The organism is Rhizobacter sp. (genome assembly GCF_046595475.1).
In the GTDB taxonomy this organism is placed as follows: Bacteria; Pseudomonadota; Gammaproteobacteria; order Burkholderiales; family Burkholderiaceae_C; genus Rhizobacter.
Genome location: NZ_JBKJOQ010000050.1, coordinates 1 through 26,592 on the forward strand (window position 1 = coordinate 1; position 26,592 = coordinate 26,592).

Here is a 26,592-nt window from a genome sequence, read left to right on the forward strand (position 1 = left end):
TGCTCGATGTGTACAACCAGTACCACATGGGCATCACCGCCGAAAACGTGGCCAAGAAGTACAGCATCAGCCGCGAAGCGCAAGACGCGCTGGCCCTGGGCTCGCAGCAGAAGGCCGTGGCCGCGCAAGATGCCGGCAAGTTCAAAGACGAGATCGTGCCGTTTAGCATTGCTCAGAAAAAAGGCGACCCCATCGTCTTCTCGGCCGACGAATACCTCAACCGCAAGACCAACGCCGAAGCCCTGGCCGGCCTGCGCCCCGCCTTCGACAAGGCTGGTGGCGTGACGGCAGGCAACGCCTCGGGCCTGAACGACGGCGCAGCCGGGGTGGTGGTCATGACGGCCAAGATGGCCGACCAACTGGGCCTGACGCCGCTGGCGCGCATCAAGAGCTACGCCACCACCGCCATCGACCCGGCCTACATGGGCATGGGCCCGGTCACGGCTTCGCAGAAAGCGTTGCAACGCGCCGGCTGGAAGGCGGCCGACCTCGACCTGCTCGAAATCAACGAGGCGTTTGCTGCACAGGCTTGCGCCGTCAACAACGAAATGGGCTGGGACACGAGCAAGGTCAACGTCAACGGGGGTGCCATTGCCATCGGGCACCCCATCGGTGCATCGGGCTGCCGCATTCTGGTGACGCTGCTGCACGAAATGCAGAAGCGCAACGCCAAGAAGGGCATTGCCAGCCTGTGCATCGGCGGGGGCATGGGCGTTGCACTGACGGTCGAGCGTTAATCATCGTTGCGCGGTGTTGGTGGGAACCCGGTTGACCGGCCTCACCCGCAGCGCGACGCTAGGGAATCACCAACCGAAGGAGAAGAACAATGAGCCAGAAAATCGCATACGTCACCGGTGGCATGGGTGGCATCGGAACCACCATGTGCCAGCGCCTGCACAAAGACGGTTTCGTCGTCATCGCTGGCTGCGGGCCTAGCCGCGATTTCAAGAAGTGGCTTGATGAGCAGAAGGCGCTGGGCTACAACTTTCACGCCTCGGTGGGCAACGTGGGCGACTGGGATTCGACCGTCGCCGCCTTCCAGAAGACCAAGTCTGAGCTGGGCCCGATCGACGTGCTGGTCAACAACGCCGGCATCACCCGCGACGGCATGTTCCGCAAGATGAGCCGCGCCGATTGGGACGCTGTGATCGAGACCAACCTCACCAGCCTGTTCAACGTGACCAAGCAGGTCATCGAAGACATGCTCGACAAGGGCTGGGGCCGCATCATCAACATCTCGTCGGTCAACGGCGAGAAAGGCCAGTTCGGCCAAACCAACTACTCGGCGGCCAAGGCCGGCATGCACGGCTTCACGATGGCGCTGGCGCAGGAAGTGGCCAACAAGGGCGTGACGGTCAACACCGTGAGCCCCGGATACATCGCAACCGACATGGTCAAGGCCATACGCCAAGACGTGCTCGACAAGATCGTGGCCGGCATCCCTGTCAAGCGCCTGGGCACGCCGGACGACATTGCGTCCATCGTGTCGTGGGTGGCGTCTGATGAATCTGGGTTTGCAACCGGCGCTGATTTCTCGGTCAACGGTGGCTTGCACATGGGTTAGCAAGCGGAGCGAAGGGCGAGGGCCCCCGCTTGCGGGGATCGACCAGCGCAGCGCAGCGGCGAGTGAGCCGGGCTCAATGCCCGGCTTGCGAGAGGTGGAGCGTCAACGAGCTTTCCCGTCTTGCGACAATCTCGCCTTCCCATGCCAACCCTCTTCCACATCTCGTTCTACAAATTCACCGCACTGCATGAGCCTCATGCCGTCGCGGTGCATGTGCGTGCGCTCGCCGAAAGCCTGCTGGGCAGTGTGCTGGTGGCAGAGGAGGGCATCAATGGCGTGCTCTGCGGTACGGCACCTGAGCTCAACGCGTTCGAGCAAGCGCTGCTCGCCGACCGGCGCTTCGCCGGCATGGCCTTCAAGCGCAGCAGCTGTCGCACGCCGCCGTTTGCAAAGCTGAAGGTTCATGTCAAACCTGAGATCGTGGCGGTGGGTGTGCCGGCTGGTACGCCTTCGTCATCCAAACGGCTCACCCCTGCGGCCTGGCGCGAGCTGATGGCGCAAGACGACGTGGTGCTGCTCGACAACCGCAATGCCTTCGAATACCGCCTCGGCCATTTCAAACATGCCGTCGACCCTGGGGTGACGAACTTCCGCGACTTCCCGAAGTACGTTGAAGCGCACGCCGCCGACTGGAAGGCCCGCGGCCAGCGTGTCGCCATGTACTGCACCGGCGGCATTCGTTGCGAGAAGACCATTGCCTGGATAGAAGGCCTGGGCCTCACGGTCTACGAGCTCGAAGGCGGCATCTTGAACTTCTTTCAAGCCCTGCCCGACGCCGAGCGAGACTGGCAAGGTGAGTGCTTCGTGTTCGACAACCGCATTGCACTCGACACGCGGCTGCAGGAAACCGACACCACGCTGGAGCAGGTGTACGCCGATGAGCCTGATGGCGAATGGCGCTTGCAGCGCGCACGGCGGCTCGATGCTGCCGTTTGAAGCCGTGGTGCCGCCGTCTCGAAACGGTGTGGGGCCAAGCTGCACGGTCTTGCCCGAAGGGCCGTGGCCCACGATCCGCGAGTTTCTGCTCGAGCGCTTTGCCAAAGTGGCAGCTGCTGAATGGCAGTTGCGCCTGCAACGCGGTGATGTGATCAGTGCTCGCGGCCAGCCCGTGCGCGCCGATACCGCCTATGAGCCGCACCTCAAGGTCTACTATTTCCGCGACCCGCCGCCCGAGCCGGTGATCCCGTTCGAGGAGTCGGTGCTGTTTCAGGACGACCTGATCGTCGTCGCCGACAAGCCCCACTTTCTGCCCGTCATCCCGTCAGGCCGCTACTTGCAGCAGACCTTGCTCGTGCGCCTGAAGCGCCGCCTGGGCATCGACACGCTGGCGCCAGTGCACCGCATCGACCGCGACACGGCGGGCCTGGTGTTGTTCACGGTGCGGCCCGAAACCCGCGGGCGTTACCAGGGGCTGTTTCGCGAGCGCGAGGCACGCAAGCACTACGAGGCCATCGCTGCTCTCAACCCTGCGTTGCCGCTGCCCATGAACCACCGCAGCCGCCTGGTTGAGGGCGATTCGTTCATGACCATGCGAGAGATCGAGGGCGAAGCCAACACCGAGACCCTGATCGAACTCATCGAATCGCGGGCGGGCCTGGGCCGTTACGGTTTGCAGCCCTTGAGCGGCAAGCGCCATCAGCTGCGCGCCCACATGTCGGCGCTCGGCATGCCCATCGTCAACGACGGCATCTACCCAGCGCTGACGGCTGAGCGCGCGGTGCCCGACTACACACTGCCCTTGCAGCTGCTGGCGCGCTCGCTGAGCTTCACCGACCCGATATCGGGCGAGGTGCGCTTGTTTGAAAGCCGTTACCGGCTCACGCTGCCCGGGTAGGCGCCCATGGCCTCGCCCAGGCGCACGGCACCGCCCGGTGCCCAGGCGGGGTTGAACTGCAGAGCGCTACGGGGGAAGAGCATCACCACCGTGGAGCCCAGCATGAAGCGGCCCATCTCGGCGCCTTGCTTGAGCTGCACCGGCTTGTTTTCATAGCGCCAGTCGCGCACGTTCTTCACCCGAGGCGGGTTGACCACGCCGTGCCACACCGTCGCCATGCTGCCCACGATGGTCGCGCCCACCAGCACCAAGGCGAAGGGGCCGTGAGCGGTGTTGAAGACACACACCACGCGCTCGTTGCGAGCAAACAGGCCCGGCACGCCGCGCGCCGTGGTCGGGTTGACCGAGAACAGCTCACCCGGCACGTGGATCATGCGGGTCAGCGCGCCGTCACAGGGCATGTGGATGCGGTGGTAGTCGCGCGGGCTGAGGTACAGCGTGGCGAAGTGGCCGTCGTCAAACTGCGTGGCGAGGCTTGCATCGCCGCCCACCAGCGCCGTGGTGGTGTAGCGGTGGCCCTTGGCCTGGAAGATCAGGTCGCGCTCGATGGAGCCGAACTGGCTGATGGCGCCGTCTACCGGGCAGATCAGGTCGGCCTGGGCGAGCGGGCGTGCGCCGGGCTTGAGGGCGCGGGTGAAGAACTCGTTGAAGCTTGGGTAGCTGGCGATGTCGGGGTTGGCCGCCTCGCTCATGTCGACCTTGTAGCGGCGCACGAACCACTCCACGAATTGTGTGGTCAGCTTGCCTGCGCGTGCCGAGGCGCCCACGCCGGCCAGGCGGGTTAGCGCCTGCTTGGGCATTACGTACTGTGGCAATACATCTGTTCGATCGGACACGGCGGCACCTGCAAGAGAGAGGGCGCGATTCTATCGACCGGCCCGTGCCAGGCGTCAGGCTGAGATCGCGTCGAGCAGCTCGGTCTCGATCTCGATCTGCATCTTGTTCTGCTGCAAGGCAGAGCCGTCGATGAGGAAGGTGTCTTCCACCCGCTCGCCCAGCGTGGTGATCTTGGCGAGTTGCAGGTTGATGTGGTGCTGCGCGAGCACACGCGCTATGGCATAGAGCAAGCCCGAGCGGTCACTGGCGGACACGCCCAGCAGCCAGCGCTGGCCACGCTCGTCGGGCCGCAGCGTGACGCGCGGCGTGATGGGGAACGACTTCACCCGACGCGACAAGCGCCCGCGCGAAGGCACCGGCAGCGGCCCCTCGGCCTTGAGCGCCAGCGTGGCCTGCGTTTCCACCAGCGAGATGAGGTCGCGGTAGTGTTGGTCGATCTGCGGGCTGATCACCTGGAAGGTGTCTAGCGCATAGCCGGCGCGCGTGGTGTGGATCTTGGCGTCAAGAATGTTGAAGCCGGCGCTGTCAAAGTAGCCGCAGATGCGGGCGAAAAGGTCGGGCCTGTCGGGTGCGTACACCAGCACCTGCAGGCCTTCACCGAGCGACGACAGCCGCGCGTTGACCACCGGTTGGGTGCTTTCGACATGACGGAACAGCGAGCGCGCATGCCAGGCGATGTCGCCGGCATCGTGTCGCACGAAGTAGCTGAGCTCCAGCGTCTTCCACAGTGGCACTTCAGTGCCGGGCAGCAGCGAGTAGAGGTTGAGCGTGTGCCGGGCTTCTTGCTTGCGGGCTTCGATCTCGGCGTCCATGTTGGGCCGGGCACCGCCCAGCGCCCGCAGCGTGAGCCGATACAGGTCTTCAAGCAGCTTGCCCTTCCAGGCGTTCCAGACCTTGGGGCTGGTGCCGCGAATGTCGGCCACGGTGAGCAGGTACAGCGCCGTCAGCCGCCGCTCGGTACCCACCAGCTTGGCAAAGGCTTCGATCACGTCGGGGTCACTCAGGTCTTCTTTCTGGGCGATGCGCGACATGGTCAGGTGGCCCTTGACCAAAAACTCGATCAGCGAGGTGTCTTCGCGGCCGATGCCGTGGTCGCGGCAGAAGCGGCGCACTTCCACCGCGCCCAGGTCAGAGTGGTCGCCGCCGCGGCCTTTGGCCACGTCATGGAAGAGGGCGGCCACGCAGAGGATCCACGGGTCGTCAAAGGTAGAGGCGAGCTGCGAGCAGAAGGGGTATTCGTGGGCATGTTCAGCGATGAAGAAGCGGCGCACGTTGCGCAGCACCATCAGGATGTGCTGGTCGACGGTGTACACGTGGAACAGGTCGTGCTGCATCTGGCCCACGATGCGGCGAAACACCCACAGGTAGCGGCCCAGCACGCTGGCCTGGTTCATCAAGCGCAAGGCATGCGTCTGGCCCTCGGGCGCCTGCAAGATCTGCATGAAGGTGGCGCGGTTGACCGGGTCGCGGCGAAACTCGCCGTCCATCACCTCGCGGGCGTTGTACAGCGCGCGCAGCGTGCGCGCCGACAGGCCTTCGATGCCGTGCGACTGCTGGAAGACGAGAAAGGTCTCCAAGATGGCGTGCGGCTCGCGCTCGTACAGGTCGTCGCTGGCGACTTCGAGCATGCCGGCGCGGTCGAAAAAGCGCTCGTTGACGGGGCGCATGGGTGCGTCTTGTGAGCCGTTGACGCGCTCTTCAATGTTGAGCACCAGAATCTGGTTGAGCTGCGCCACCGCCTTGGCGGCCCAGTAGTAGCGGCGCATCAGCACTTCAGACACGCGCTGGCCCTTGGTGGCTTGGTAGCCGAAGCTTTCAGCCACGGCGGTCTGCAGGTCGAACACCAGGCGGTCTTCGCGCCGGCCGGCCACCATGTGCAGGCGCGCACGTATCAGGCGCAGCAGGCCTTCGTTGCGCTGCAACTGTTTCACCTCGAAGGGCGTGATCAGGCCCTTGGCGGCCAGCTCGTTCCAGCTCTTGCCCAGGCCGGCGGCGCGTGCCACCCAGATCACCATCTGCAGGTCGCGCAGGCCGCCGGGGCTTTCCTTGCAGTTGGGCTCCAGCGAGTAAGGCGTGTCTTCGTACTTCTGGTGGCGCTGGCGCATCTCTAGCGTCTTGGCGACGAGAAAGGCCTTGGCGTCCATCGCCGCGGCGTTGGCGAGGCGGAAAGAGTTGAACACCCGCTTGGAGCCGCAGAGGTAGCGCGATTCGAGCAGCGCGGTCTGCACCGTCACGTCGCTTTCGCTTTCGGCGATGCACTCGTCGACAGTGCGCACGCTGGAACCGATCTCGAGGCCGATGTCCCAGCAAGCGGTGATGAAGCCTTCGACCGATGACTTGAGCGCGTCATTCGATGAACCGGCCAGCCGCGCATTGGCGAGCAGCTCGCCCGGCGGCAGCAGCACCAGCACGTCCACGTCGGAGTGTGGGTACAGCTCGGCACGGCCATAGCCACCCACGGCCACCAGGGCGGCGCCCGGCGGCATGAGCGCGTGCTCCCAAAGCTCCAACAGGGTTTGGTCGACGTGGCGGGCCAATGCACGCACCAACCGTGTGGCGGCCGGCGCGGTGGGGCGCGACGCGCGGAAGTGATCGAGCAGCGCCCCCTTGCCTTCGCGAAACTGGGCGCGCTGCTCGCTGATGCTGCGGGGGGCGCCGATGGGCGCCCGAGTGGTTTCAGCCACGACCGCCATGGGCGGCTCCTTGTCTGGCGAGTTCAGGCGGTTGCAGTCGCGGGGGCGGTCACGAAGGCCGGCGGTGGCGGGCTGCCGGCCGACACGGTCAACACCTCGTAACCCGTTTCGGTGACGAGCACGGTGTGCTCCCATTGGGCTGAGAGCGAGCGGTCGCGGGTGACGATGGTCCAGCCGTCACCGGCTTCGCGTATGTCGCGCCGGCCGGCGTTGATCATGGGTTCGATGGTGAACACCATGCCGGGCACCAGCTCGTCGAGCGTGCCGGGGCGGCCGTAGTGCAGCACCTGCGGCTCTTCGTGAAATTTCTGGCCTATGCCGTGGCCGCAAAACTCGCGCACGATGGTGAAGCCGGCGTTTTCGCCGAAGGTTTGAATGGAGTGGCCGATGTCGCCCAGGCGCGCACCGGGCTTCACCTTCACGATGCCTTTCCACATGGCCTCGTAGGTGAACGAGCAAAGGCGCTTGGCGGCAATCGACCCTTCACCCACGATGAACATGCGGCTGGTGTCGCCATGCCAGCCGTCTTTGATGACGGTGACGTCGATGTTGACGATGTCGCCGTTCTTCAGCGGCCGGTTGTTCGGGATGCCGTGGCACACCTGGTGGTTGATCGAGGTGCAGATAGATTTGGGGTAGGGCGTGTAGCCCGGCGGCTGGTAGTGCAGCGGCGCGGGGATGGCCTGTTGCACCTTCACGATGTGCTCGTGGGCCAGGCGGTCGAGCTCTTCGGTGCTGATGCCGGGCTTGACGTGCGGGGTGAGCATGTCCAGCACTTCGGATGCGAGGCGGCCGGCGATGCGCATGGCCTCGACATCGGCGGCGGTTTTGATCGTGATCGTCATAGCCCTGAATTATGTCACCCGACCCGTAAAATGCCGGGTTTCCGCCATCCAAGGCCCGATGCCCGACCCGGTCTCCCCTGAACCGTTAGGGCTGAGCCCGTCGAAGCCCAGCGCAATGCACAAGGGCCCTTCGGCAGGCTCAGGGCGAACGGTGGTGTTCGATGAACTTTCCTCGCACTGAGCCCGAGCGTGACTTCCACTCCCAAGCATCTGCTGCACTTCGAGGGCGGCAACGCCTTGTCTGCCTTCCGCGCCCAGGCCTTGCTGCCTCGGCTGCAGGCGGTGAGCCCCCGCATCGCCGGCGTCCATGCCCGGCATGTGCATTGGGTGTGGAGCGAGGCGCCGCTGGACGCAGCGGCTACCGACAAGGTGCAGGCCCTGCTGCGCTACGGCGACGCTTACACGGGCCCGGCTGACGGCACGCTGATCGTCGTGGTGCCGCGCCTGGGCACGGTGTCACCCTGGGCATCGAAGGCCACCGACATCGCACACAACTGCGGGCTCGCCATCAAACGGGTGGAGCGCGTGACCGAGTTCCGCCTGGTGCTCAAGAGTGGCCTGCTGGGCGGCACCAAGCCCTTGAGCGCTGACGAGTTGCAGGCTGTTGCCGCCCTGCTGCACGACCGCATGACCGAGAGTGTGCTGCTGGCCCGCGAAGGCGCTGCCCACCTGTTCGACGCGCAGGCCAGCCAGCCCATGGCGCATGTGGATGTGCTGGGCCGCGGCCGCGCTGCACTCGATTCGGCCAACACCGAGTTCGGCCTCGCGTTGAGCGACGACGAGATCGACTACCTGGTCAACGCCTTCACCGCGCTGAAGCGCAACCCGACCGACGTGGAGCTGATGATGTTTGCGCAGGCCAACAGCGAGCACTGCCGGCACAAGATCTTCAACGCGCAGTTCACCATCGACGGCGTGGCACAAGAAAAGTCCATGTTCGGGATGATCCGCAACACGCATGCGTTGGCGCCGCAGCACACCGTCATCGCCTACAGCGACAACGCTTCGGTGATGGAAGGCGGCGCTACCGAGCGCTGGCTGCCGCAGGGTTACACCAACGCACCGCAGTACGCGGCGCGGCAAGAGCTGGTGCATGTGCTGATGAAGGTGGAGACGCACAACCACCCGACCGCCATTTCACCGTTCCCAGGTGCTTCCACCGGCGCAGGCGGTGAGATTCGAGACGAAGGCGCCACCGGCCGCGGCTCCAAACCCAAGGCGGGCTTGACGGGCTTCACGGTGTCCAACCTGCACTTGCCGGGCACCAGCGAGCCTTGGGAGCAAACGCCCTATGGCAAGCCGGAGCAGATCGCAAGCCCCTTGCAGATCATGACCGAGGGCCCGCTGGGCGGCGCGGCGTTCAACAACGAGTTCGGCCGGCCCAACCTGGGGGGCTACTTTCGGGTCTACGAGCAGACGGTGGGCGAGCAACGGCGCGGCTATCACAAGCCCATCATGATTGCTGGCGGGCTGGGGTCGATCTCTGACTCCCAAACGCAGAAAATCAAGTTCCCCGCCGGCACGCTGCTCATCCAGCTGGGCGGCCCGGGCATGCGCATCGGCATGGGCGGCAGCGCCGCCAGCTCAATGGCGGCCGGTGCCAACGCGGCTCAGCTCGACTTCGATTCGGTGCAGCGCGGCAACCCCGAGATTCAGCGTCGCGCGCAAGAGGTCATCAACCACTGTTGGGCGCTGGGTGAGGTGAACCCCATCCTCGCCATCCACGATGTGGGTGCGGGTGGTATTTCCAATGCTTTCCCCGAGCTGGTGGACGGCGCCGGCCGCGGTGCGCGCTTCGACCTGCGCCAAGTGCCACTCGAAGAAACCGGCCTCGCACCCAAGGAAATCTGGTGCAACGAAAGCCAGGAGCGCTACGTGATGGCGGTGTCGCCCGAGGCGCTGCCGCTCTTCAAGGCCATGTGCGAGCGCGAGCGCTGCCCGTTTGCCGTTGTCGGCGTCACCACCGCCGAGCAGGCGCTGGTGCTGGAAGACGGCCCGCAAGGCGAGCAGGCCATACACATGCCCATGGAAGTGCTGCTGGGCAAGCCGCCCAAGATGCACCGCGACGTGAAGCGCATCGAGCGCAAATTTTCCCCGCTGAACCTGAACGACGTGTCGCTAGACAAGGTCGCCTTCGACGTGCTGCGCCACCCCACGGTGGCCAGCAAGCGCTTCCTCATCACCATTGGTGACCGCACCGTGGGCGGCTTGAACAGCCGCGACCAGATGGTGGGCCCGTGGCAGGTGCCGGTGGCCGATGTGGCTGTGACGCTGGCCGACTACAGCGGCTTTCGCGGTGAGGCCATGAGCATGGGTGAACGCACGCCGCTTGCGTCATTGGATGCACCCGCTTCCGGCCGCATGGCGGTGGGTGAGGCCATCACCAATCTGCTGGCCGCGCCCATTGAGCTGCCGCGCGTGAAGCTCAGCTGCAACTGGATGGCCGCTTGCGGCGAGCCAGGTGAAGACGCCGCTCTGTACGACACCGTGAAGGCGGTCGGCATGGAGCTGTGCCCCACATTGGGCATCAGCGTGCCGGTGGGCAAGGACAGCCTGTCGATGCGCACGCGTTGGAACGAAGGCACTGGTGACGCAAAAGCGGCGAAGCAAGTTACCGCCCCCGTGAGCCTGATCGTCACCGCGTTCGCCACGCTGGCCGACGTGCGGCCTACGCTCACGCCACAGCTGCAAGCGGGTGACACGACGCTGATCCTGATTGACCTGGGCAATGGCAAGAACCGCATGGCCGGCTCGATGCTGGCCCAGGTGCTCAACCAGTTCGGCGACGAAGTACCCGATCTCGACCAACCCGATCAGTTGAAGGCGCTCGTCAACGCGATCAACCAGCTGCGCACCGAAGGCAAGCTGCTCGCGTACCACGACCGCAGCGACGGCGGCCTGTGGGCGGCTGTGAGCGAAATGGCCTTCGCCGGCCACCTGGGCGTGAGCCTCAACATCGACATGCTGGTCACCGAAGGCGACGGCATCACCGACAGCCGCGCCGACTTCGGCGACTCCAAGAACTGGGCCGGCCAGGTGGGCGCACGCCGCACCGAGCTGAGCCTGCGCGCGCTGTTCAGCGAAGAGCTGGGGGCGGTGATTCAGGTGCCCACAGCGGTGCGCAACGAGGTGATGCAGGTCTTGCGCGAGCATGGCCTCTCCAAGCACAGCCATTTCATCGGCAAGCCCAACGACAAGGGTGTGGTCGAGGTGTGGCGCGACGCCAAGGCGATCTTCAGCACGCCGCTGCGCGACTTGCACCAAGCATGGGACGACGTGAGCTGGCGCATTGCGCAGCTGCGCGACAACCCCGTGTGCGCCGATGCCGAGCACGCGGCCGCCGGCCGTGCCGATGACCCGGGCCTGCACGTGCACCTGTCGTTCACGCCTGAAGCGCCTGCCATCAAGCTGACCCGCCCCAAGCTCGCCATCCTGCGCGAGCAGGGCGTCAACAGCCACGTCGAGATGAGCTACTCGATGGACCAGGCCGGCTTCGACACTTTCGACGTGCACATGAGCGACCTGCAGACCGGCCGCGCGCGCCTCGATCAGTTCCAGGGCTTCGTGGCCTGCGGCGGCTTCAGCTACGGCGACACGCTGGGCGCCGGTGAGGGTTGGGCCCGCTCGGTGATGTTCAACCCGGTGCTGGCCGAGCAGTTCGCCGCCTTTTTCCAGCGACTAGACACCTTCGCGCTGGGCGTGTGCAACGGCTGCCAGATGATGGCCGCGCTGTCGCCCATCATTCCTGGCGCGCAGGCCTGGCCCAAGTTCGTGCGCAACAAGAGCGAGCAGTTCGAGGCGCGCCTGAGCTTGGTCGAAGTGCTCGACAGCCCGTCGATCTTCTTCAAAGGCATGGCCGGCAGCCGCCTCCCCATCGCGGTGGCGCACGGCGAGGGCTTTGCTGATTTCTCTCAACGCGGTGACGCCAAAGCCGTGCACCGCGCCATGCGCTTCGTCGACCACAGCGGCGCCGCCACCGAGGCCTACCCCTTCAACCCGAATGGCAGCCCCGAGGGCCTCACCTCGGTCACCACACCCGATGGCCGCTTCACCGTGTTGATGCCGCACCCTGAGCGCGTGTTCCGCAACGTGCTGATGAGCTGGACTTCGGGCGACAAGAGCGAGCACAGCCCGTGGATGCGCATGTTCCAGAACGCACGCGCCTGGGTTGACTGAACTCTCGGCGCGCACTGATTTGCCGAACAAGACGGCCCCTCCGGTCTGCACCGGCGGGGCCGTCGGCCTGAGGGGTTTCGCTCAGCGGTTGGCGCAGAACCCGAACGCTGTCTTGCCACCCGGTGCCAGGCTGGCGTTCCAGTCGACGCCGCGGGCGCTGAGCTGGGTGCCGGTTTGGCTCCACACGGTGTTCCAGGCCTGCGTCACCTGGCCTTCGATCCTCAGGGTCACCCTCCAGACCACGGCGGTGCCGCCGGTGTTGGCCACGTCCACGTTGGCGCAGTAGCCGGCGGTCCAGTCACTGGATTTCGTCAGGGTCGTTGTCACGCCGGGAGGCGGAGGCGGAGGCGGAGGCGGAGGCGGTGGGTTGCTGGAGCCCTGCCAGAACGCCTGCAACAGCGCCACCTTGCCGGCGTTCACGGTGATCCAGTCGTCGTTCAAGATGCCACCGGTATCGCCGCTGTTGGGGTTCCACGACCAATAGAACACGTCTCGGATGTCTTTGGCTTTCAGGTAGGTGAAGAGCCTGTCTTGAAACGCCTTGTCGCGCGGGTCGCCGCTGCCGTATCGGCCGCCGGTTTCGCCGATGACGACGGCATAACCCTGGGCGCGGGCGTTGCCGAAGTGGGCGTCCCAGATGGCGGGCAGGTTGTTCGGGAAGCCGGCTTCGCCAAAGTAGGGCTGCGGGAACACATCTGGGCCATAAACGTGCGGCGAGAGCACCAGCCTGTTGGCCGGGATATTGAGTGGCTTGCACAGCTGGCCGGCCACGCTGCCACCCCACCAGGCGTTGGCTTGCAGGCCGGTGCAGTAGGTGCCGTCGCTTGTGCCCTCGACGAAGATCAGGGCCTGGGGGGCGACGCCCAGCACGGCCGCACTGGCCTTCTCGGCCGCGGTGTTCCAGTCAACGGCCGGGTTGCCGCTGCCCCAGCGGGCTGCGCCGTGCGGCTCGTTCTTCAAGTCCATGCCCAGGAAGTGCGGCCTGTTCTTGTAGCGAGCGGCGATGGTGGTGAGGTCGGCTATCCACTGCTGCTCGGTGTAGCCGTTGACGTACCACAGCTCAGAGATGGCCGAGCAATCGGGCCGGTGGTGGTCGAGCAGGAAATACATGCCGCGCTTTTCCATCTCTTGCACGAACACGTCGAGCACCTGCAGGCTGTTCAGGCCCTGCAGCGCCGGGTTCTTGGCGTAGTCGATGGAGTTGGGTACGCCGCCGTGCAAGGTGGAAGGGCAGAAAGGCACGCGGATGGCGTTGAAGCCGATGCGCTGCATCTGGTCGAGCGTGTCGGTCATGCTGCGTGACCACAGGCCGTGCAACACGTTGTTGGCGGTCTCGAAGCCGAACCAGTTCACGCCTTTGAGCGTGATGCGGTTGCCGGCATCGTCATGGACACGACCGCCCGAAACATAGAAAGCCTGGGTGCTGACGCTCAAGCACAGCGCAGCAGCAGCGAACAGCGTTCGCGAGAAGGGGATTTTCATGTTGTCTCCTTGTAGTGGTTGCGCATCAGCGCGTGGTGATGATGTCGACCGTGCAGTTTTGGCCCTGCACGGCGGCACCCGTGGGAAGCGGCTTGCCGCCGCTGTAGGCCAGCTGCCAGCCGAGGTCAGCCGAGCTGTTGGGCAGGATGGTGGCGTTCCAACTTGTTGGCCTGACGGTCACCACACGCCCGCTGGTGGTGAACACACCGCTCCAGCTGTTGGAGAGTGTGAAGTCGTTCGACTCCGTCCACGAGAGTTGCCAGTTGGTGATGGGCGCGAGGCCGCTGTTGGTGAGGCGGATGGACATCACCTGGCCGGTGCCCCAGTCGTTGCTGATGTCGAGCGTGAGCCTGCAGCCGGCGGTGCTCACCGCCCTGGGCGTGGCGTTGATGGCGGCCGAGGCGGTCTGCCCTGCTGCGTTGGTGGCCAGCACGCGGTACCAGTAGGTGCTGCCGTTGACCACGGCGGTGTCGAGATAGCTCGTGGTGCTGGCCGGCACACTGCCCAAGGTGCTGAACGGGCCGGCCGCTGCGCCGCCGCGTTGTACCGTGTAGCCGGTGGCGCGATCGGCAGCGCTCCAGCTGAGGCTCACTCGGGCGTTGCCTGCGGTGCCGGTGAGGGTGGTGCTTGCGGGCAGCGTGGTCCCGGTCGCCGTGGCGGCCGATGCAACGTTGCTGGCCCGGCCCTCGCCGTCTGCATTGCTGGCGGTTACCAGGTAGAAGTATCTGGTGTTGGCCGGCAGGCTCATGTCGGTGTAGTTGTTGACGGTGGGGCTGGCAATGGCCACGAAGCTGCCAGCCGCGCCGCTGCTGGAGCGCTTCAAGCTGTAGCGGGTGGTGTTGGCGGTGGCCGTCCACGACAAGGCAATGCTGCCGCTGCCGCCTGTGGCCGTGAGGCCTTGTGGTGCAGCGGGCAAGACGGGTGGTGTGCCGCCGCACGCGCTAGGTTCATTGCCGAAGATCAGCCTGCCGGCGGAGTACACCGGTATGGCCTTGGTCTTCACCGCCGCCGAGGCGCTCAGGCCGGCATACGACGGGTCGTTGATCGGGTTCCAGTAAGTGGTGCCAGCAGGTGCGGCGAAACGGAACTGAATCTCCTTGCGGTGGGCTGATTGGCCGCCCGGGTAGATGTTGGTGCCAGTGAAGTCCGCAACGGCGTAGTAGATGCTGCTGGAGCCACAGCGAAACAGCCCCGTGGCGGCGCCGCCCTGCGTGTAGTTGGTGTTCAGACTGACCGCGCTGGCGGGCTGGCCGGCGACGGCCACTTCGCTCAAGTCGACGAAGTAGCGCAGCGAGAGTTTGTCGCCTTGGCGCGCGGGCCAGCCCGAGTTGTTGTTCAGCAGAGCCTTGATCTCGGTGTAGTTTCCGCCCGAGCTGTTGATGCTGGCTTCGACAAAGATTTCGTCTTCGGTGGCCACCTCGCGCACCGGGAAGTTGGCCAGCGGCACGCTGCCCGGGGCCAGCTCGTTGACCGCGGCCAGCACGCCGGTGAACGAGGCGTTGTAGTCGGTCGCGACTTCGTTGGTCACGTAGTTGCCGATCTCGTCGACATAGCTGTCGTCGGCGCCGGGGCCGCCCACCAGGGCGCCATACAGCGTGTGGCGGTGCTGCGCCGGGGTGGTCTGGCTGTCCAGCCACGAGCCGTGCGAGGTGCGGTGGTGCGGGTGCTGCGGCGGGTTGTTGCCGAAGCCGATGACGTAGCTGCTGCGGCGCGGGTTGTCGCCCAGCACGTAGTGCAGCTGGCGCAGTGCGAAATCACGGTAGCGTTGTTGTTTGCTGCTGTCGGCCACGGTGTCTGCGTAGACGAGTGCGAGAAACGATTCATTCATCGCATAGCGCAGCGACCCCCATTGCTCCAGCCAGGCCAGGCCGCCGGGGGTGTAGGTCACGCGCTCGCCGTTGCTGGTGCCACTGGTCCAGTAGTCGAGGTTGCGTTCGATGGCGTTGCGGTAGACGGCCTTGCCGGTGGCCTCGGCCAGCATCACATACACGCCGTAGTGCTTGCTGTCCCAGCCGTGCGTCCACTTGTAGGGCAGGTAGCTGCTCTGGCCTTCAGTGCCGAAGCCGCTGCTGCTGGTGTTGACCCAAGATTCGGCCTTTTGCAGGTAGGCCGCTTCGCCGGTGGCGCGGTGCAGCCAGGCGGCACCCCAGGCCAGCTCGTCGGCGTAGCCCGACCACGATTTGTAGAAGTTTGCGGCGTCGGTCACGCAGTCGGAGTACTTGGCCCGCACCGTGTCGGCGAATGTGTAGAGCTGCCGGGCGTGCGTAAGCAACTGGGCGGCGTAGTTGGGGTCGCTGGGCCTGAAGACCATCGAGGCGGCTGCCAGTGCAGCCGCCGTTTCCGCGGCCACATCGGAGCCGCCGCAGCTCGCGGTGATCTTGTAGCTGGGAGCGGCCAGGGGGTAGACCTCGACCGGGCCCCACCAAGTGTGGTCAGTGCCGCCATTGCCCACTTGCACATACAGCTCATTGGGCGCGGTGTGGGCGCGCATGAAGTAGTCGTTGACGAAGCGCAGGTTGTTGAGCATGGCGTCGTATTGGCCAGCGGCCCGGTAGCCAGCCTCGAAGCGCAGCGCGCCCCAGGCCAGCTGGGTGGCGGTCGCCGCCATCGGGAAGCCGAACTTCACGTGGTCGCCTGCGTCGTACCAACCGCCGCTCAGGTCATGGCCGACGTCGGCGCCGTCGTTCAGGCGCGAGTCACCGCGCCAGCTCACCCGGTTCCAGCTGGGCAGGCGGCCCGATTGTTGGGCCTCGTAGAAGAAGATGGATTTTTGCAGCGCCTCGGCATAGTTGAATCTGGGCGCCAGGGCCTGGGCGGTCTCGCGCTGGCTGCTGCTGCTCTGGGCCTGTGAAGGTGTGGTGGGGTCGCCGCTGCCGCCGCATGCCGCCGCCACGCAGGCGACGGCGCAAACGGCCAAGCGCCACGCGCCGCGTGCCGGCCTGAGCCAAGAGGGGATGTATTGGGTGAGGTTCATGCGCAACTCCTTTTTCACAGTGACGTGTCGGGTCACGGCGCGTGGGGGCGCGACGCGTTGGGAATTGGTTCGGCGCTGGTCCAATGCCAGGCGCAAACCGTGGGGGCAATTGCAAGGAAATGTGAAAACGTTTTCATACGTGAGTAAAAAAATTTGGCGTAGCGGCCGTCGCCATGACTGCTCGAATCCATAGGAGCTGAGCTTGGCAAGGTCGATGGTTTCCGACAGTTGAGGCTGAAAGTACGCATGAAATCGTTTCCAAGAAAGCCACAGTATCGAATTGAGGGCGCTCGTGAAACAGTGATAGCTATTACATCCGGGTAAACGCTGATGATCTTGCCCGGCCGCAGGCAGGCGAGGTGCTAGCCTGAGCTTCGATTCCCAAAGCTTGTATGCACAGCAAACCGGTGAAATATGTGGTGCTCATCGAATCAGGCGGCGTGATCACGGCCCGGCTGTTCGACGCCGAGCGGACTCAGGTCGGCTTCATTGACGGCTCGTCGGGGGAGGTGGCTTCCATGACGAATGGCGTGAGCCCTCTGGTAATCGAGATCAACGACCCCCTCTGGCGCGAGCCCTTGGCGGCGCACAGCTCGAGCGAGCGACGCACTGCCCGCCTGTTTGTGCTGAATCCCTGATTTGCACCACCCTGACCAACGGTGCATGCACGACCTGACGGGGGGGGCGGGGCAGCCCGTTCTCCCTGCCGAAGCGCGCTCGGTGGGTCCGGGTGTCCTGGGAGGCCTTTGCGTTGTGGGTGCGCAGCGGCACACCGACAACGAGATGGGGTTGCGTGCTCCGCGTGGTTTTCATGGGCTGCTCCCAGCTGAAAGAAGAGCAGCCGTCTCGTGCCGGGTCTTTTTGACAAGTCTTGCGGACTTGGCGGCTATCGGTTGCCGTCGACCACCGCTCGCACGAACAAGGCGGTGGTGTCGGCCAGCGAAGTGAGTTCGCCGATGCGGTCCTGCTCGATCATCTCCAGCACCAGCTCGTTGATGCCGCCCACGATGGTGACGGCCAGTGCCTGCGGCAGTGGCGAGTGCGTGGCTGACGGCTGGTTCACCAGTTCCAGGATCAGCTCGGCCAGGTGTTGGTTGACCCGCCGCCGCGCGGCCAGCCCCACCGTGCCCAGGCCGAGGATTGCGACGAACAGCGTCTTCAGCAGCGGCGGGTTGCTCGCCAGGCAGGCGAAGTAGGCTCGCAACGCCTGCTCGGCCTGCATCAGCGGGTCGTGTGCAGGGTCGATCGCTTTGCGAAGCACCGACAAGGCCTGCCCGCTGGCCGCTTCATAGAGCGCAATCAGGCACTCTTCCTTGCTGCTGAAGTGCTCGTAGAAGGTGCGGCGCGACACCCGCCCGCGTGCCGCCAGGTCGGCGATGGTGGTGTCGGCGTAACCCTTGTGCGCCACCGCATCGGCCATGGCATCAAGCAGGCGGTGGCGGTGGTCGTTGCGGCTGTCGGTGGCGGCAGGCATGGGCAGAAGCAAGCGAATTGGTACTTGACAGTACCACATCGACTTGGCACATTGGCTGCGTTGGTACTGATGAGTACCGATCCTTTTCTTCCGGAGAAACTCATGGCCGACCTCGTCGTGCGCCGCCTGCTCATCGACCTCGAAACGGCCATCCCGCGCCGCTGGGCGGGTGGCGATGCTTTTCGCACCGCCTTGTTCAACGCCTTGTCGATGAGCTTCCCCGTGGGCGAGCAGTTTTTCATCGACTCGTTGCGTGCCGGTTTGAAGCAACTGCCTGAAGACAAGCGCGCCGCGCTGGCCACCGAAGTGCAGGGGTTCATTGGCCAGGAGGCCACGCACCGGCGCATTCATGCGCTGTTCAACGGTCACCTCGATCGGCATGGCTACAAAAACACCTGGGAAGCGCGCATCGCCAAGCGCACGCCCATGTTCGACCAGGTCGACGCGCGCCATGTGGTGGCCGTGACGGCCGCGACCGAGCACTTCACCGCCATCCTGGCGGAATGGATGCTGGGCCACACGCAGGCGCTGGCCGGCGCGGAGCCGCGTTTGCGCACCATGTGGATGTGGCACGCGGCAGAAGAGTCAGAGCACCGCAGCACCGCCTTCGACATGTACCAGGCGCTGGGCGGCAGCCACGAGTGGCGTGTGAAGTGGTTCCGCAGGGTCACGATTCTTTTCCTGACCGACGTGCTGCGCCAGACCACGCGCAACCTGTGGCATGACGGTGACTTGTTCCGCTTCGCCACCTGGGCCAGCGCGGTGCGCTATCTGTTTGGCCAGCATGGCCTGGTGCGCTGCACCTTCAAGCCGTGGCGTGCGTATTTCAAGCGCGACTTCCACCCGCGCCAGCAAGACGACTCGCTTTCACGCGATTGGCTGCGCAGCAACGCGGCGCAGTTTTCGGAAGTGGGGAGATAGTTTCCGTTCGCCCTGAGCTTGTCGAAGGGCCCTTCGGCAAGCTCAGGGCGAACGGAGAAGCGCGATGGCCTTTAGCCGATCGCGCTCAACTGCACCGCCACACCACCCAGCACGGCGTTGCCCGAGATCGGGTCGCGCAGGTTCTCATCGAGCACGCTGTTGAGGTTGCTGCCCGGTCGCTCCGAAGCCAGTCCGAGCTGAGCCCCTGGCAGGTTGTGACCCCAGCCATGCGGCAGGCTGACCACGCCTTGCATGATGGTGTCGCTGACTTCCACCTGCGCTTCGATGGCGTTGCCCGCATGACCGGCAATGCGCGCCATCGCACCATCCACCAAACCCAAGCGCTGCGCATCGGCAGGGTGAACCAGTGCCGTGCAGCGGAACGGTCCCTTGGCCAGCAGCGGCAGGTTGTGCATCCAGCTGTTGTTCGAACGCACGTGGCGGCGGCCCACGATCACCATGTCGGGCGCCGGTTGGTCCAGGTCGGCTGCGGCGCGGGCCACGTCGGCAATCAAGAGCGCTGGGGCCAGCTCGATCTTGCCACTGGGCGTGCGCAAGACCTCGGGCACGCGCGGCTTCAGCGGGCCCAGGTCGATGCCGCCGGTGGCGGCGATCACCTTGTCGAGCGTCAAGCCTGCGGGGTTGCGGCCGAAGCCGTCGCCATAGGGGCCACTGCGCAGCGAGAGGTCGAGGCGGCGCTCCGGGCCGGTGTGCTTGGAGATGGCGGCCATCACCGTGTCGGCCTGCTCGCCGTGGCTGCGTTGCAGCTCGGCGTAGATCAGCTCGTCGTCGATCTGCTGCGCATCGGCTTGCGCGCCACGGCCTTGCAGCAGGCCGATCAGCTTCACCATCATCTGCCAGTCGCGCAGGTGGCCTTCAGGGCCAGGCAGTGCCGGCGAGCTGTAGCGCACATGGTTGCGGTAAGCGAACTGCGGCAGCGCCACATCAAAGTGCGCGTCTTCCAGCGGCGAAAGGCCGGGCAGGATGACATCGGCATGGCGCGTGGTTTCGTTGAGGTAGATGTCGATGCTCAGCATGAAGTCGAGCCCGTCCAGCGCCTTGGCCAGCCGCGCACCATTCGGCGCCGAGAGCACCGGGTTGCTGGCGAAGGTGATCAGCGCCTTCACCTGGCCAGGCCCCGCTGTTTCGATCTCTTCGACCAGGCAGCCCATGGGCAGCTCGCCGAAGACTTCGGGCGCGCCGCTCACCCGCGAGCGGTGGCGGCCGGTGCTGATGCCTTTGCCTGTGCCCGGCGTGCTTTCGGTGTTGGCCGAGAAGGCCGCGGCTTTGGCAAACATGGCGCAGCCGGGTTCGTCGAGGTGGCCGGTCAGCACGTTGAGCACGTCGATCAACCAGCTGGCAAGTGAGCCGTAAGCCTGGGTGCAAGTGCCCAGACGACCGTAGACGGCGGCGCGCTCGGCCTGGGCGAACTGGCGCGTGAGATCGCGGATGTTGTCGGCTGCGATGCCGCAGCGCGCGGCCACGGCGTCGGGGGAAAAGGGTGCCACGGCCGTTTGCACTGAGTCGACTCCGGTGATGTGCTCCGCCAGGCGACCCACGTGCACCAGGCCTTCATCGAAAAGCGTGTGCACCATGGCGAGCAGCAAAAACGCATCGCCTCCGGGGCGTACGGGCAGGTGGCGGCTGGCGATGTCGGCCGTCTCGGTGCGGCGCGGGTCGACTACCACCAACTGCCCACCACGCTCGCGCAGCGCTTTGGCTTTGCCACGGAAGTCGGGCACCGTCCACAGGCTGCCGTTGCTGGCCATCGGGTTGGCACCCAGCATCAGCAGGAAATCGCAGCGCTCGATGTCGGGGATCGGAATGGACAGCCAGCTGCCGAACATCAGCCCGCTCGAGAGCTGCTTGGGCATCTGGTCGAGCGTGGAGGCGGAGTACACGTTGCGCGAGCCCAGGGTCTTGAGCAGGCGGCCGAAGTACAGCATCAGCCCGAACTTGTGGCCCGCGGGGTTGCCCACTGACGCCGCCACGGCGTCGTTGCCGTGCTCAGCGCGCACCGGCAGCAGGCGGCGCTCGATCTCATCGAAGGCTTCGTCCCAACTCGCTTCCACGAAGCGACCGTCGCGCTTGATCAGCGGCGAGCGCAGGCGGTCGGGGTCTTCTTGCAGGTCTTTCAAGGCCACGCCCTTGGGGCAGAGGTAGCCCTTGCTGAAGCCGTCGGACTCCTGGCCGCGAATGGCGATCACCTTGCCGTCGTTGATGTGCACGTCGAGGCCGCAGGTGGCTTCACAGACGGGGCAGATGTGGTGCGCAATGGTCGTCATTTCTCGTTTCCTCCCCCGCGGGTTATGCAGGATTTGCCGCCACCAGTCCGTCACTCATGCGACGCAGCGCTTGCGCGGTGGCTGCGTCGGCGGGGAAGAAGGTTTCCAGCGCCAGCTCCGACAGGGTGATGTCGACCGGTGTGCCGAACACGGTGGTGGTGCTGATGAACGACAGCACGCCGGCCGCCGTGCGCAGCTGCAGTGGCACGGCCACGGAATTGGGGTCGATCGCCTCGTGGGTGCCGTCATCGGGAGGGGCGGGGTAGGCCATCAGTTCTTCCAGCAAAGCGGCGAGCACCGGATCGGCACTGGCGGCAATCTGCTGGCGCAGGCGTGCAAACAGGTGCGTGCGCCAGGCCGCGAGGTTGACGATCTTCGGTGCCAGGCCTTGGGGGTGCAGGCTCAGCCGCAGCACGTTGATTGGCTGCTGCAGCATCTCGGGCGCAATACCGTCGAGCAGCAGCAGCACCGGCCGGTTGTGCGAGAGCATGTTCCAGTGCCGGTCGACCGCCAGCGCCGGGTTGGGCGAGTGGGCATGCAGCACCAACTGCACCGCATCGTGGGCGGCTTGTAGGGCAGGGTGGTCGAGCGTGCGTTCGAGGTAGAGGGGCGCATAGCCGGCGGCGGTGAGCAGAGAGTTGCGCTCGCGCAGGGGCACCTCTAGCTGCTCGGCCAAGTGCAGCACCATGGCGCGGCTGGGCGTGGCGCGCCCGGTTTCCACATAGCTCAGGTGGCGGGTGGAGATGCTCGCATCGAGCGCGAGATCGAGCTGGCTCAGGCGGCGGCGCTGCCGCCACTCACGCAGCAAAGTGCCCACCGGAGCGGGCGATGAAGCGGTGGTGCTGTGCATGAACGTGACCATAGCGCAGCGGCAGCCGGCGCTCCATGACCTGGCAGGTCATGGACGCTGCACCACCCCCCAGTGACCATGCGTGCCATGTCGTCGCCAGTGGGGCGGCGGCTCAACACAAGGAGTTCGCCATGTCTCAGGTTCTCGTGTCTCGATTTGTGCGCAACGTGCTGCTGGCCGATGCCGCCGTGAGCGCCGCCGCCGGTGCGGTGATGGCGCTGGGAGGGGCGGCGCTGCAGGCTTTGCTGGGCCTGCCCGGCTCGCTGCTGGTGCCGGCGGGGCTGCTGCTTTTCCCATACGCCGCCGTGCTGGTGTGGCTGTCTCGCCGCGAGCGCCTGCCGCGCGCCGCGCTTTGGGTGCTGGTGGTCGGCAACCTGCTGTGGGCCATGGAGTGCGTGGTGATCGCGCTGGGCCACGGCTACGCGCCCAGCGTACTCGGGCAAGTCTTCCTGGCCCTGCAGGCGATCGCGGTGGGGGTGTTCGCCGAGTTGCAGTTCATCTGCCTGCGCCGGCCTCAGCAGCACGCCATGGCTTGAGATCAGACCACCGTGTCCCAGGGTGCAGACAGACGCACCGCGCCGTTGATCACGCCCACCATCGAATAGGTTTGCGGGAAGTTGCCCCAGAGCTCGCCGGTGCTGGTGTGCAGGTCTTCCGACAGCAGGCCGAGGTGGTTGCGGCTGGCCAGCAAGGCTTCGAATATCTCGCGCGCCTGCGCCGTGCGGCCAATGCGGGCCAGCGCATCGATGCGCCAGAACGAGCAGACGTTGAAGGCTGTTTCGGGCAGGCCGAAATCATCGGGTGCTTCGTAGCGGCGCATGAAGGGGCCATCACAAAGCGAGGCTTCGAGCGCTTCCACTGTGCTGATGAAGCGCGCATCGCGCGGGTCGATGAAGCCCACCTCGGCCATCAGCAGCACGCTGGCGTCGAGGTCTTTGCCACCGAAGCTTTCGACGAAGGAGTTGCGCGTGTCGCTCCACGCCTTGGCGAGGATGGTGTCGCGGATGATGGTGGCGCGCTCGCCCCAGAAGGCGGCGCGATCCGCGGCGCCCATCACGCGTGCGATCTTGGCCAGCCGGTCGCAAGCCGCCCAGCACATGAGCGATGACGAGGTGTGCACGCGTGAGCGTGTGCGCAGCTCCCACATGCCGGCGTCGGGTTGGTCATGCAGTTTCCAGGCTTGCTCGCCCATGCTTTCGAGCAGGGCGAAGTCGTTGGCGTCGGCGCGCTTGAACAGGCGGTGGTCGTGGAAGGCCTGCGCTGCGCCCAGCACGACGTTGCCGTAAACGTCGTGCTGAAAGTGTTCGGCGGCCTGGTTGCCCACACGCACCGGCCCCATGCCGCGGTAGCCCGACAGGTGGTCGAGCATGCTTTCGGGCAGCTCCTTCTCAAGACCCACGCCGTACAGCGGCTGCACATGGCCACCGGCGGCACCGCGCATCACGTCGTTGAGCCAGCGCAGGTACTCTTCCATCGTGCCCACTTCAGACAGGCTGTTGAGTGCGCGCACCACGAAGAAGGCATCACGCAGCCAGCAGTAGCGGTAATCCCAGTTGCGCTGGCTGTTCGGCGCCTCGGGGATGCTCGTGGTCATGGCCGCGATGATGGCGCCGGTGTCTTCGAACTGGCACAGCTTGAGCGTGATGGCGGCGCGGATCACCGCGTCTTGCCACTCAAGTGGCAGCGCGAGACGGCGCGTCCAGGTGCGCCAGTAGAGCGAGGTCTGCTCCTCGAAGTCGCGCGCGGTCTCTTCAATCCCACCGGCCAAGGTTTCATCGGGGCCGAACAGCAGACTCACGGGGACGTGCAGCGCGAACCAGCTCTCTTTGTTGATGTAGGTGAGCGGCGCGTTGGTGGTGAGGCGCAGTGTCTGGTCAGGCCCGACGAAGCGGATGTGGTGGCTGCCTTGCGTGGTCACGGGCGTCACGGTGCCCCAGCGCGCCAGCGGATGCACCACGATGCGAATGCGCGGGTGGCCCTGCAGCACCCGCACGCGGCGCACCAATTGGGCTGGGCGAAAGACGCGGTCCCGATTAAAGAAACGGGGTGCGAAGTCGGTGATCTCGACGGCGCTGCCGCTGGTGTCGAAAAGGCGTGTACGCAAGATGGCCGTGCAGGGCTCGTAGGCCTGCTCGCTGCGCTCGAAGTTCTCGATCTCGACGGCATAGCTGCCGTGATCGGGCAGGCCGTCGGCCGAGTTCAGCAGCGAGTTGAAGACAGGGTCGCCATCGAAGCGTGGCAAGCAGCACCAGGCGATGCGGCCGCGTGGGTCGACCAGAGCACTGATGGCGCAGTTGCCGATGACGCCGAGTTCTAACGAAGCATGGTGTTTCATGGGAATGAGAATTGCGTTAAGGTCATAGGTTCCCTCCCAGGCAAATCGAAAGAGAGCATCCGCTGCACGATTTATTCTCATTGAAAACGCTGCGCTTGCAGTTGAGATTTTTGGTGCCCCTGGTACTGACACTCACAGCCGCCGCCTATATTGCGCTGCCCCTCATGGACCGGCTGACCTTGCGCTGGTTCGCGCGTGACCTCGACATGCGTGGCGCTCTGGTGGCCAGTGCACTGTCCGAGTCGATCGAGGACGCGTTGCAGCAAGGCCGGGATGGGCGTGTGCAATCTTTACTGAACCGTGCCGTTCAAGACGAGCGTCTGATTGCCGTCGGCCTGTGCGGAGACGACGGCCAGCTGCTCCAGCGCACCGCTGGCTACCCGACCACCCTGAGTTGCAGCGCCGCCGAGCAGACTGCCGGCCAGCGCGAGCCTCTGCTGCGGGTGTCAGGTGGGGCGATGCAGGTGGGGCAATACCCGGTAGAGAGCCAGGGGCGGCGCATCGGCAACCTCATCTTGCTGCACGACCTGAGCTTCATTGATCGGCGCAGCCAAGACACGCGCCAGTACCTCATCATTTTGATCGTGGTGCTTGGCGCGGTCATGGCGCTTATCACCATGGTGGTGGCCCAACTGAGCTGGCACGGCTGGGTGAAGGGCATGCGGGCCATCTTGCGTGGCGAGGGCCTGCTGCGCCCGATGGAGCGCGGCGCCGCGCCGCCCGAGCTGGCGCCCCTCGCGGCCGACTTGCGCGCGCGCCTGCGCGATCTCGAAGATCAGTACCGCCGAGGTCTGGGGCCCGAAGAAGAATGGAATCCTGACCGGTTGCGGGCATTGCTGCAGTCGCAATTGCGTGGCGATCAGGTTTTGGTCGTGTCTAACCGTGAGCCTTACATCCACGTCAACACGCCCGACGGTGTGGTGGTGGAGCGACCGGCGAGCGGCGTGGTCACGGCGGTGGAACCCGTGATGCGCGCTTGCTCGGGCACCTGGATCGCCCACGGCAGCGGCAGCGCCGACAGGTCGGTGGTCGATGCGCACGATCGCGTTGCTGTGCCGCCCGGGCTCGAGGAGTACCAGCTTCGGCGCATCTGGCTCACACCGGAGGAGGAGCAGGGCTACTACTACGGCTTTGCCAACGAAGGCCTGTGGCCGTTGTGCCATGTGGCCCATGTGCGGCCGGTGTTCCGCGAATCCGACTGGAAGAAGTACCGCGAGGTCAACCAGCGCTTTGCCGACGCGGTGGTGGCCGAAGCGCGGGGCGAAGACCCCATCGTGCTGGTGCAGGATTACCACTTCGCGCTGCTGCCGGCCATGGTGCGCGCCAAGCTGCCGCGGGCGACCATCATCACCTTCTGGCATATCCCCTGGCCCAACCCCGAGTCGTTCAGCATCTGCCCATGGCGGCAAGAGCTGCTGCAGGGTTTGCTGGGCAGCAACATCCTCGGCTTTCACACGCGCTTTCATTGCAAGAACTTCATCGAAACGGTGGATCGCAACCTGGAAGCCCGCATCGAGCACGAGCACTCGACCATCTCTTACCAGGCCGACGAGACCTTGATCGAGAGCTACCCGATCTCGATCGCGTGGCCCAGCCCTGAAGAAATGCAGACCATGCCGTCGGTGGAGGCGTGCCGCGAACGGGTGTTTGCGCGCATGGGGTTTCCGCCCAAGCTGAAGCTGGCTTTGGGGGTGGATCGCTTCGACTACACCAAGGGCATTCTGGAGCGGCTGCATGCGGTGGAGCACATGCTGAGCAAGCACCCCGAGTGTGTGGGCCAGTTCAGCTTCGTGCAGGTGGCGGCGCCCACGCGTTCGTCGCTCGACGAGTACCGCGTGTTCCAGGAGCGCATACACCAGGTCACGCAGCGCATCAACGACCGCTTCGGCAGGCCGGGTTACCAGCCGGTGCATCTGCTCGCCAAGCATCACGGCCATGAGGCGTTGATTGAGCTGTACCGAGCAGCCGACGTGTGCGTGGTGACCAGCCTGCACGACGGCATGAACCTGGTGTGCAAGGAGTTTGTCGCGGCTCGCGACGACGAGCAGGGTGTGCTGTTGCTGAGCCGCTTTGCGGGTGCGGCACGTGAGCTGGGTGAAGCGCTGATCGTCAACCCGTACCACGTCGAAGAAACCGCCGATGCGCTCTATCGAGGCCTCAACATGCCGAGCGAAGAGCAACGCGAGCGCATGGCCAGCATGCGCGCCACCGTGCGCGAGTTCAACGTGTTCCGCTGGGCTGGGCGCATGCTCACACGTGCGGCCCGCTTGCGGCTGCGCAGCCGCGTGGAGGCACGCGTACAACTTCACCAGTCCGACTGAC

The 26,592-nt window shown here is 65.5% G+C and carries 18 protein-coding genes; 9 read left to right on the plus strand and 9 right to left on the minus strand.

Annotated elements, in window-relative coordinates; all coding sequences use genetic code 11:
* The 4 genes from AC30QB_RS09675 to AC30QB_RS09690 all read left to right on the plus strand — a co-directional run.
* Positions 1-737 (plus strand): acetyl-CoA C-acyltransferase (locus AC30QB_RS09675; protein WP_489546003.1); only part of this gene is annotated, 737 nt, incomplete at its 5' end.
* 89 nt (positions 738-826) lie between these two features.
* On the plus strand, positions 827-1,564 hold the full coding sequence (phbB, locus tag AC30QB_RS09680; RefSeq protein ID WP_489546004.1) for an acetoacetyl-CoA reductase: 738 nt from the start codon (positions 827-829) through the stop codon (positions 1,562-1,564).
* Between the two features lie 141 nt (positions 1,565-1,705).
* The gene (trhO, locus tag AC30QB_RS09685) at positions 1,706-2,500 is read left to right on the plus strand and encodes an oxygen-dependent tRNA uridine(34) hydroxylase TrhO (protein WP_489546005.1); all 795 of its coding nucleotides are present in this window, start codon (positions 1,706-1,708) and stop codon (positions 2,498-2,500) included.
* Complete coding sequence (locus tag AC30QB_RS09690) at positions 2,442-3,398, plus strand: RluA family pseudouridine synthase (protein ID WP_489546006.1); 957 nt, start codon at positions 2,442-2,444, stop codon at positions 3,396-3,398. Before trhO ends, AC30QB_RS09690 begins: the two co-directional genes overlap by 59 nt.
* Here AC30QB_RS09690 and asd read toward each other — a convergent pair.
* The 3 genes from asd to map are packed head-to-tail and all read right to left on the minus strand — an operon-like array spanning position 3,374 to position 7,773.
* Complete coding sequence (gene asd / locus AC30QB_RS09695) at positions 3,374-4,234, minus strand: archaetidylserine decarboxylase (protein WP_489546007.1); 861 nt, start codon at positions 4,232-4,234, stop codon at positions 3,374-3,376. The genes AC30QB_RS09690 and asd overlap by 25 nt on opposite strands.
* Positions 4,235-4,288: 54 nt before the next feature.
* The gene (locus AC30QB_RS09700; RefSeq protein ID WP_489546008.1) at positions 4,289-6,928 is read right to left on the minus strand and encodes a [protein-PII] uridylyltransferase; all 2,640 of its coding nucleotides are present in this window, start codon (positions 6,926-6,928) and stop codon (positions 4,289-4,291) included.
* A 23-nt stretch (positions 6,929-6,951) separates the two neighbouring features.
* Positions 6,952-7,773 (minus strand): type I methionyl aminopeptidase, encoded by an 822-nt coding sequence (gene map, locus AC30QB_RS09705; protein WP_489546009.1) that lies wholly within the window; start codon positions 7,771-7,773, stop codon positions 6,952-6,954.
* 189 nt (positions 7,774-7,962) lie between these two features.
* Here map and purL point away from each other — a divergent pair, with 189 nt between their 5' ends.
* The gene (gene purL / locus AC30QB_RS09710) at positions 7,963-11,949 is read left to right on the plus strand and encodes a phosphoribosylformylglycinamidine synthase (RefSeq protein ID WP_489546010.1); all 3,987 of its coding nucleotides are present in this window, start codon (positions 7,963-7,965) and stop codon (positions 11,947-11,949) included.
* An 81-nt stretch (positions 11,950-12,030) separates the two neighbouring features.
* Here purL and AC30QB_RS09715 read toward each other — a convergent pair whose 3' ends face one another.
* Both AC30QB_RS09715 and AC30QB_RS09720 read right to left on the minus strand, forming a co-directional pair.
* Positions 12,031-13,431 (minus strand): cellulase family glycosylhydrolase, encoded by a 1,401-nt coding sequence (locus AC30QB_RS09715; protein WP_489546011.1) that lies wholly within the window; start codon positions 13,429-13,431, stop codon positions 12,031-12,033.
* A 25-nt stretch (positions 13,432-13,456) separates the two neighbouring features.
* Entirely contained in the window at positions 13,457-16,405 is a 2,949-nt protein-coding gene (locus AC30QB_RS09720; protein WP_489546012.1) for a glycoside hydrolase family 9 protein, read from the minus strand.
* A gap of 392 nt (positions 16,406-16,797) precedes the next feature.
* Between AC30QB_RS09720 and AC30QB_RS09725 the strand changes: the two genes are divergently transcribed.
* Complete coding sequence (locus AC30QB_RS09725) at positions 16,798-17,043, plus strand: hypothetical protein (protein ID WP_489546013.1); 246 nt, start codon at positions 16,798-16,800, stop codon at positions 17,041-17,043.
* 248 nt (positions 17,044-17,291) lie between these two features.
* On the opposite strand, the gene AC30QB_RS09730 is transcribed toward AC30QB_RS09725, so the two are convergent.
* On the minus strand, positions 17,292-17,879 hold the full coding sequence (locus AC30QB_RS09730; RefSeq protein ID WP_489546014.1) for a TetR/AcrR family transcriptional regulator: 588 nt from the start codon (positions 17,877-17,879) through the stop codon (positions 17,292-17,294).
* Between the two features lie 102 nt (positions 17,880-17,981).
* Here AC30QB_RS09730 and AC30QB_RS09735 point away from each other — a divergent pair, with 102 nt between their 5' ends.
* Positions 17,982-18,800, plus strand: a complete 819-nt coding sequence (locus AC30QB_RS09735) for a metal-dependent hydrolase (protein ID WP_489546015.1) — start codon at positions 17,982-17,984, stop codon at positions 18,798-18,800.
* Positions 18,801-18,871: 71 nt separating this feature from the next.
* Here the strand turns inward: AC30QB_RS09735 and AC30QB_RS09740 are convergent, their stop codons facing one another.
* Entirely contained in the window at positions 18,872-21,085 is a 2,214-nt protein-coding gene (locus tag AC30QB_RS09740) for a molybdopterin-dependent oxidoreductase (protein WP_489546016.1), read from the minus strand.
* Positions 21,086-21,107: 22 nt separating this feature from the next.
* Positions 21,108-21,935: a helix-turn-helix domain-containing protein gene (locus tag AC30QB_RS09745; protein WP_489546017.1), complete on the minus strand. Its 828-nt coding sequence runs from the start codon at positions 21,933-21,935 to the stop codon at positions 21,108-21,110.
* Positions 21,936-22,066: 131 nt separating this feature from the next.
* Here AC30QB_RS09745 and AC30QB_RS09750 point away from each other — a divergent pair, with 131 nt between their 5' ends.
* Positions 22,067-22,471 carry a hypothetical protein gene (locus AC30QB_RS09750; RefSeq protein ID WP_489546018.1) on the plus strand — a complete coding sequence of 135 codons (405 nt, stop codon included), beginning with the start codon at positions 22,067-22,069 and terminating at the stop codon, positions 22,469-22,471.
* A gap of 2 nt (positions 22,472-22,473) precedes the next feature.
* On the opposite strand, the gene AC30QB_RS09755 is transcribed toward AC30QB_RS09750, so the two are convergent.
* Positions 22,474-24,270 (minus strand): glycoside hydrolase family 15 protein, encoded by a 1,797-nt coding sequence (locus AC30QB_RS09755; RefSeq protein ID WP_489546019.1) that lies wholly within the window; start codon positions 24,268-24,270, stop codon positions 22,474-22,476.
* A 113-nt stretch (positions 24,271-24,383) separates the two neighbouring features.
* Between AC30QB_RS09755 and AC30QB_RS09760 the strand changes: the two genes are divergently transcribed.
* The gene (locus AC30QB_RS09760; RefSeq protein WP_489546020.1) at positions 24,384-26,591 is read left to right on the plus strand and encodes an alpha,alpha-trehalose-phosphate synthase (UDP-forming); all 2,208 of its coding nucleotides are present in this window, start codon (positions 24,384-24,386) and stop codon (positions 26,589-26,591) included.
* Position 26,592: the final 1 nt, after the last annotated feature.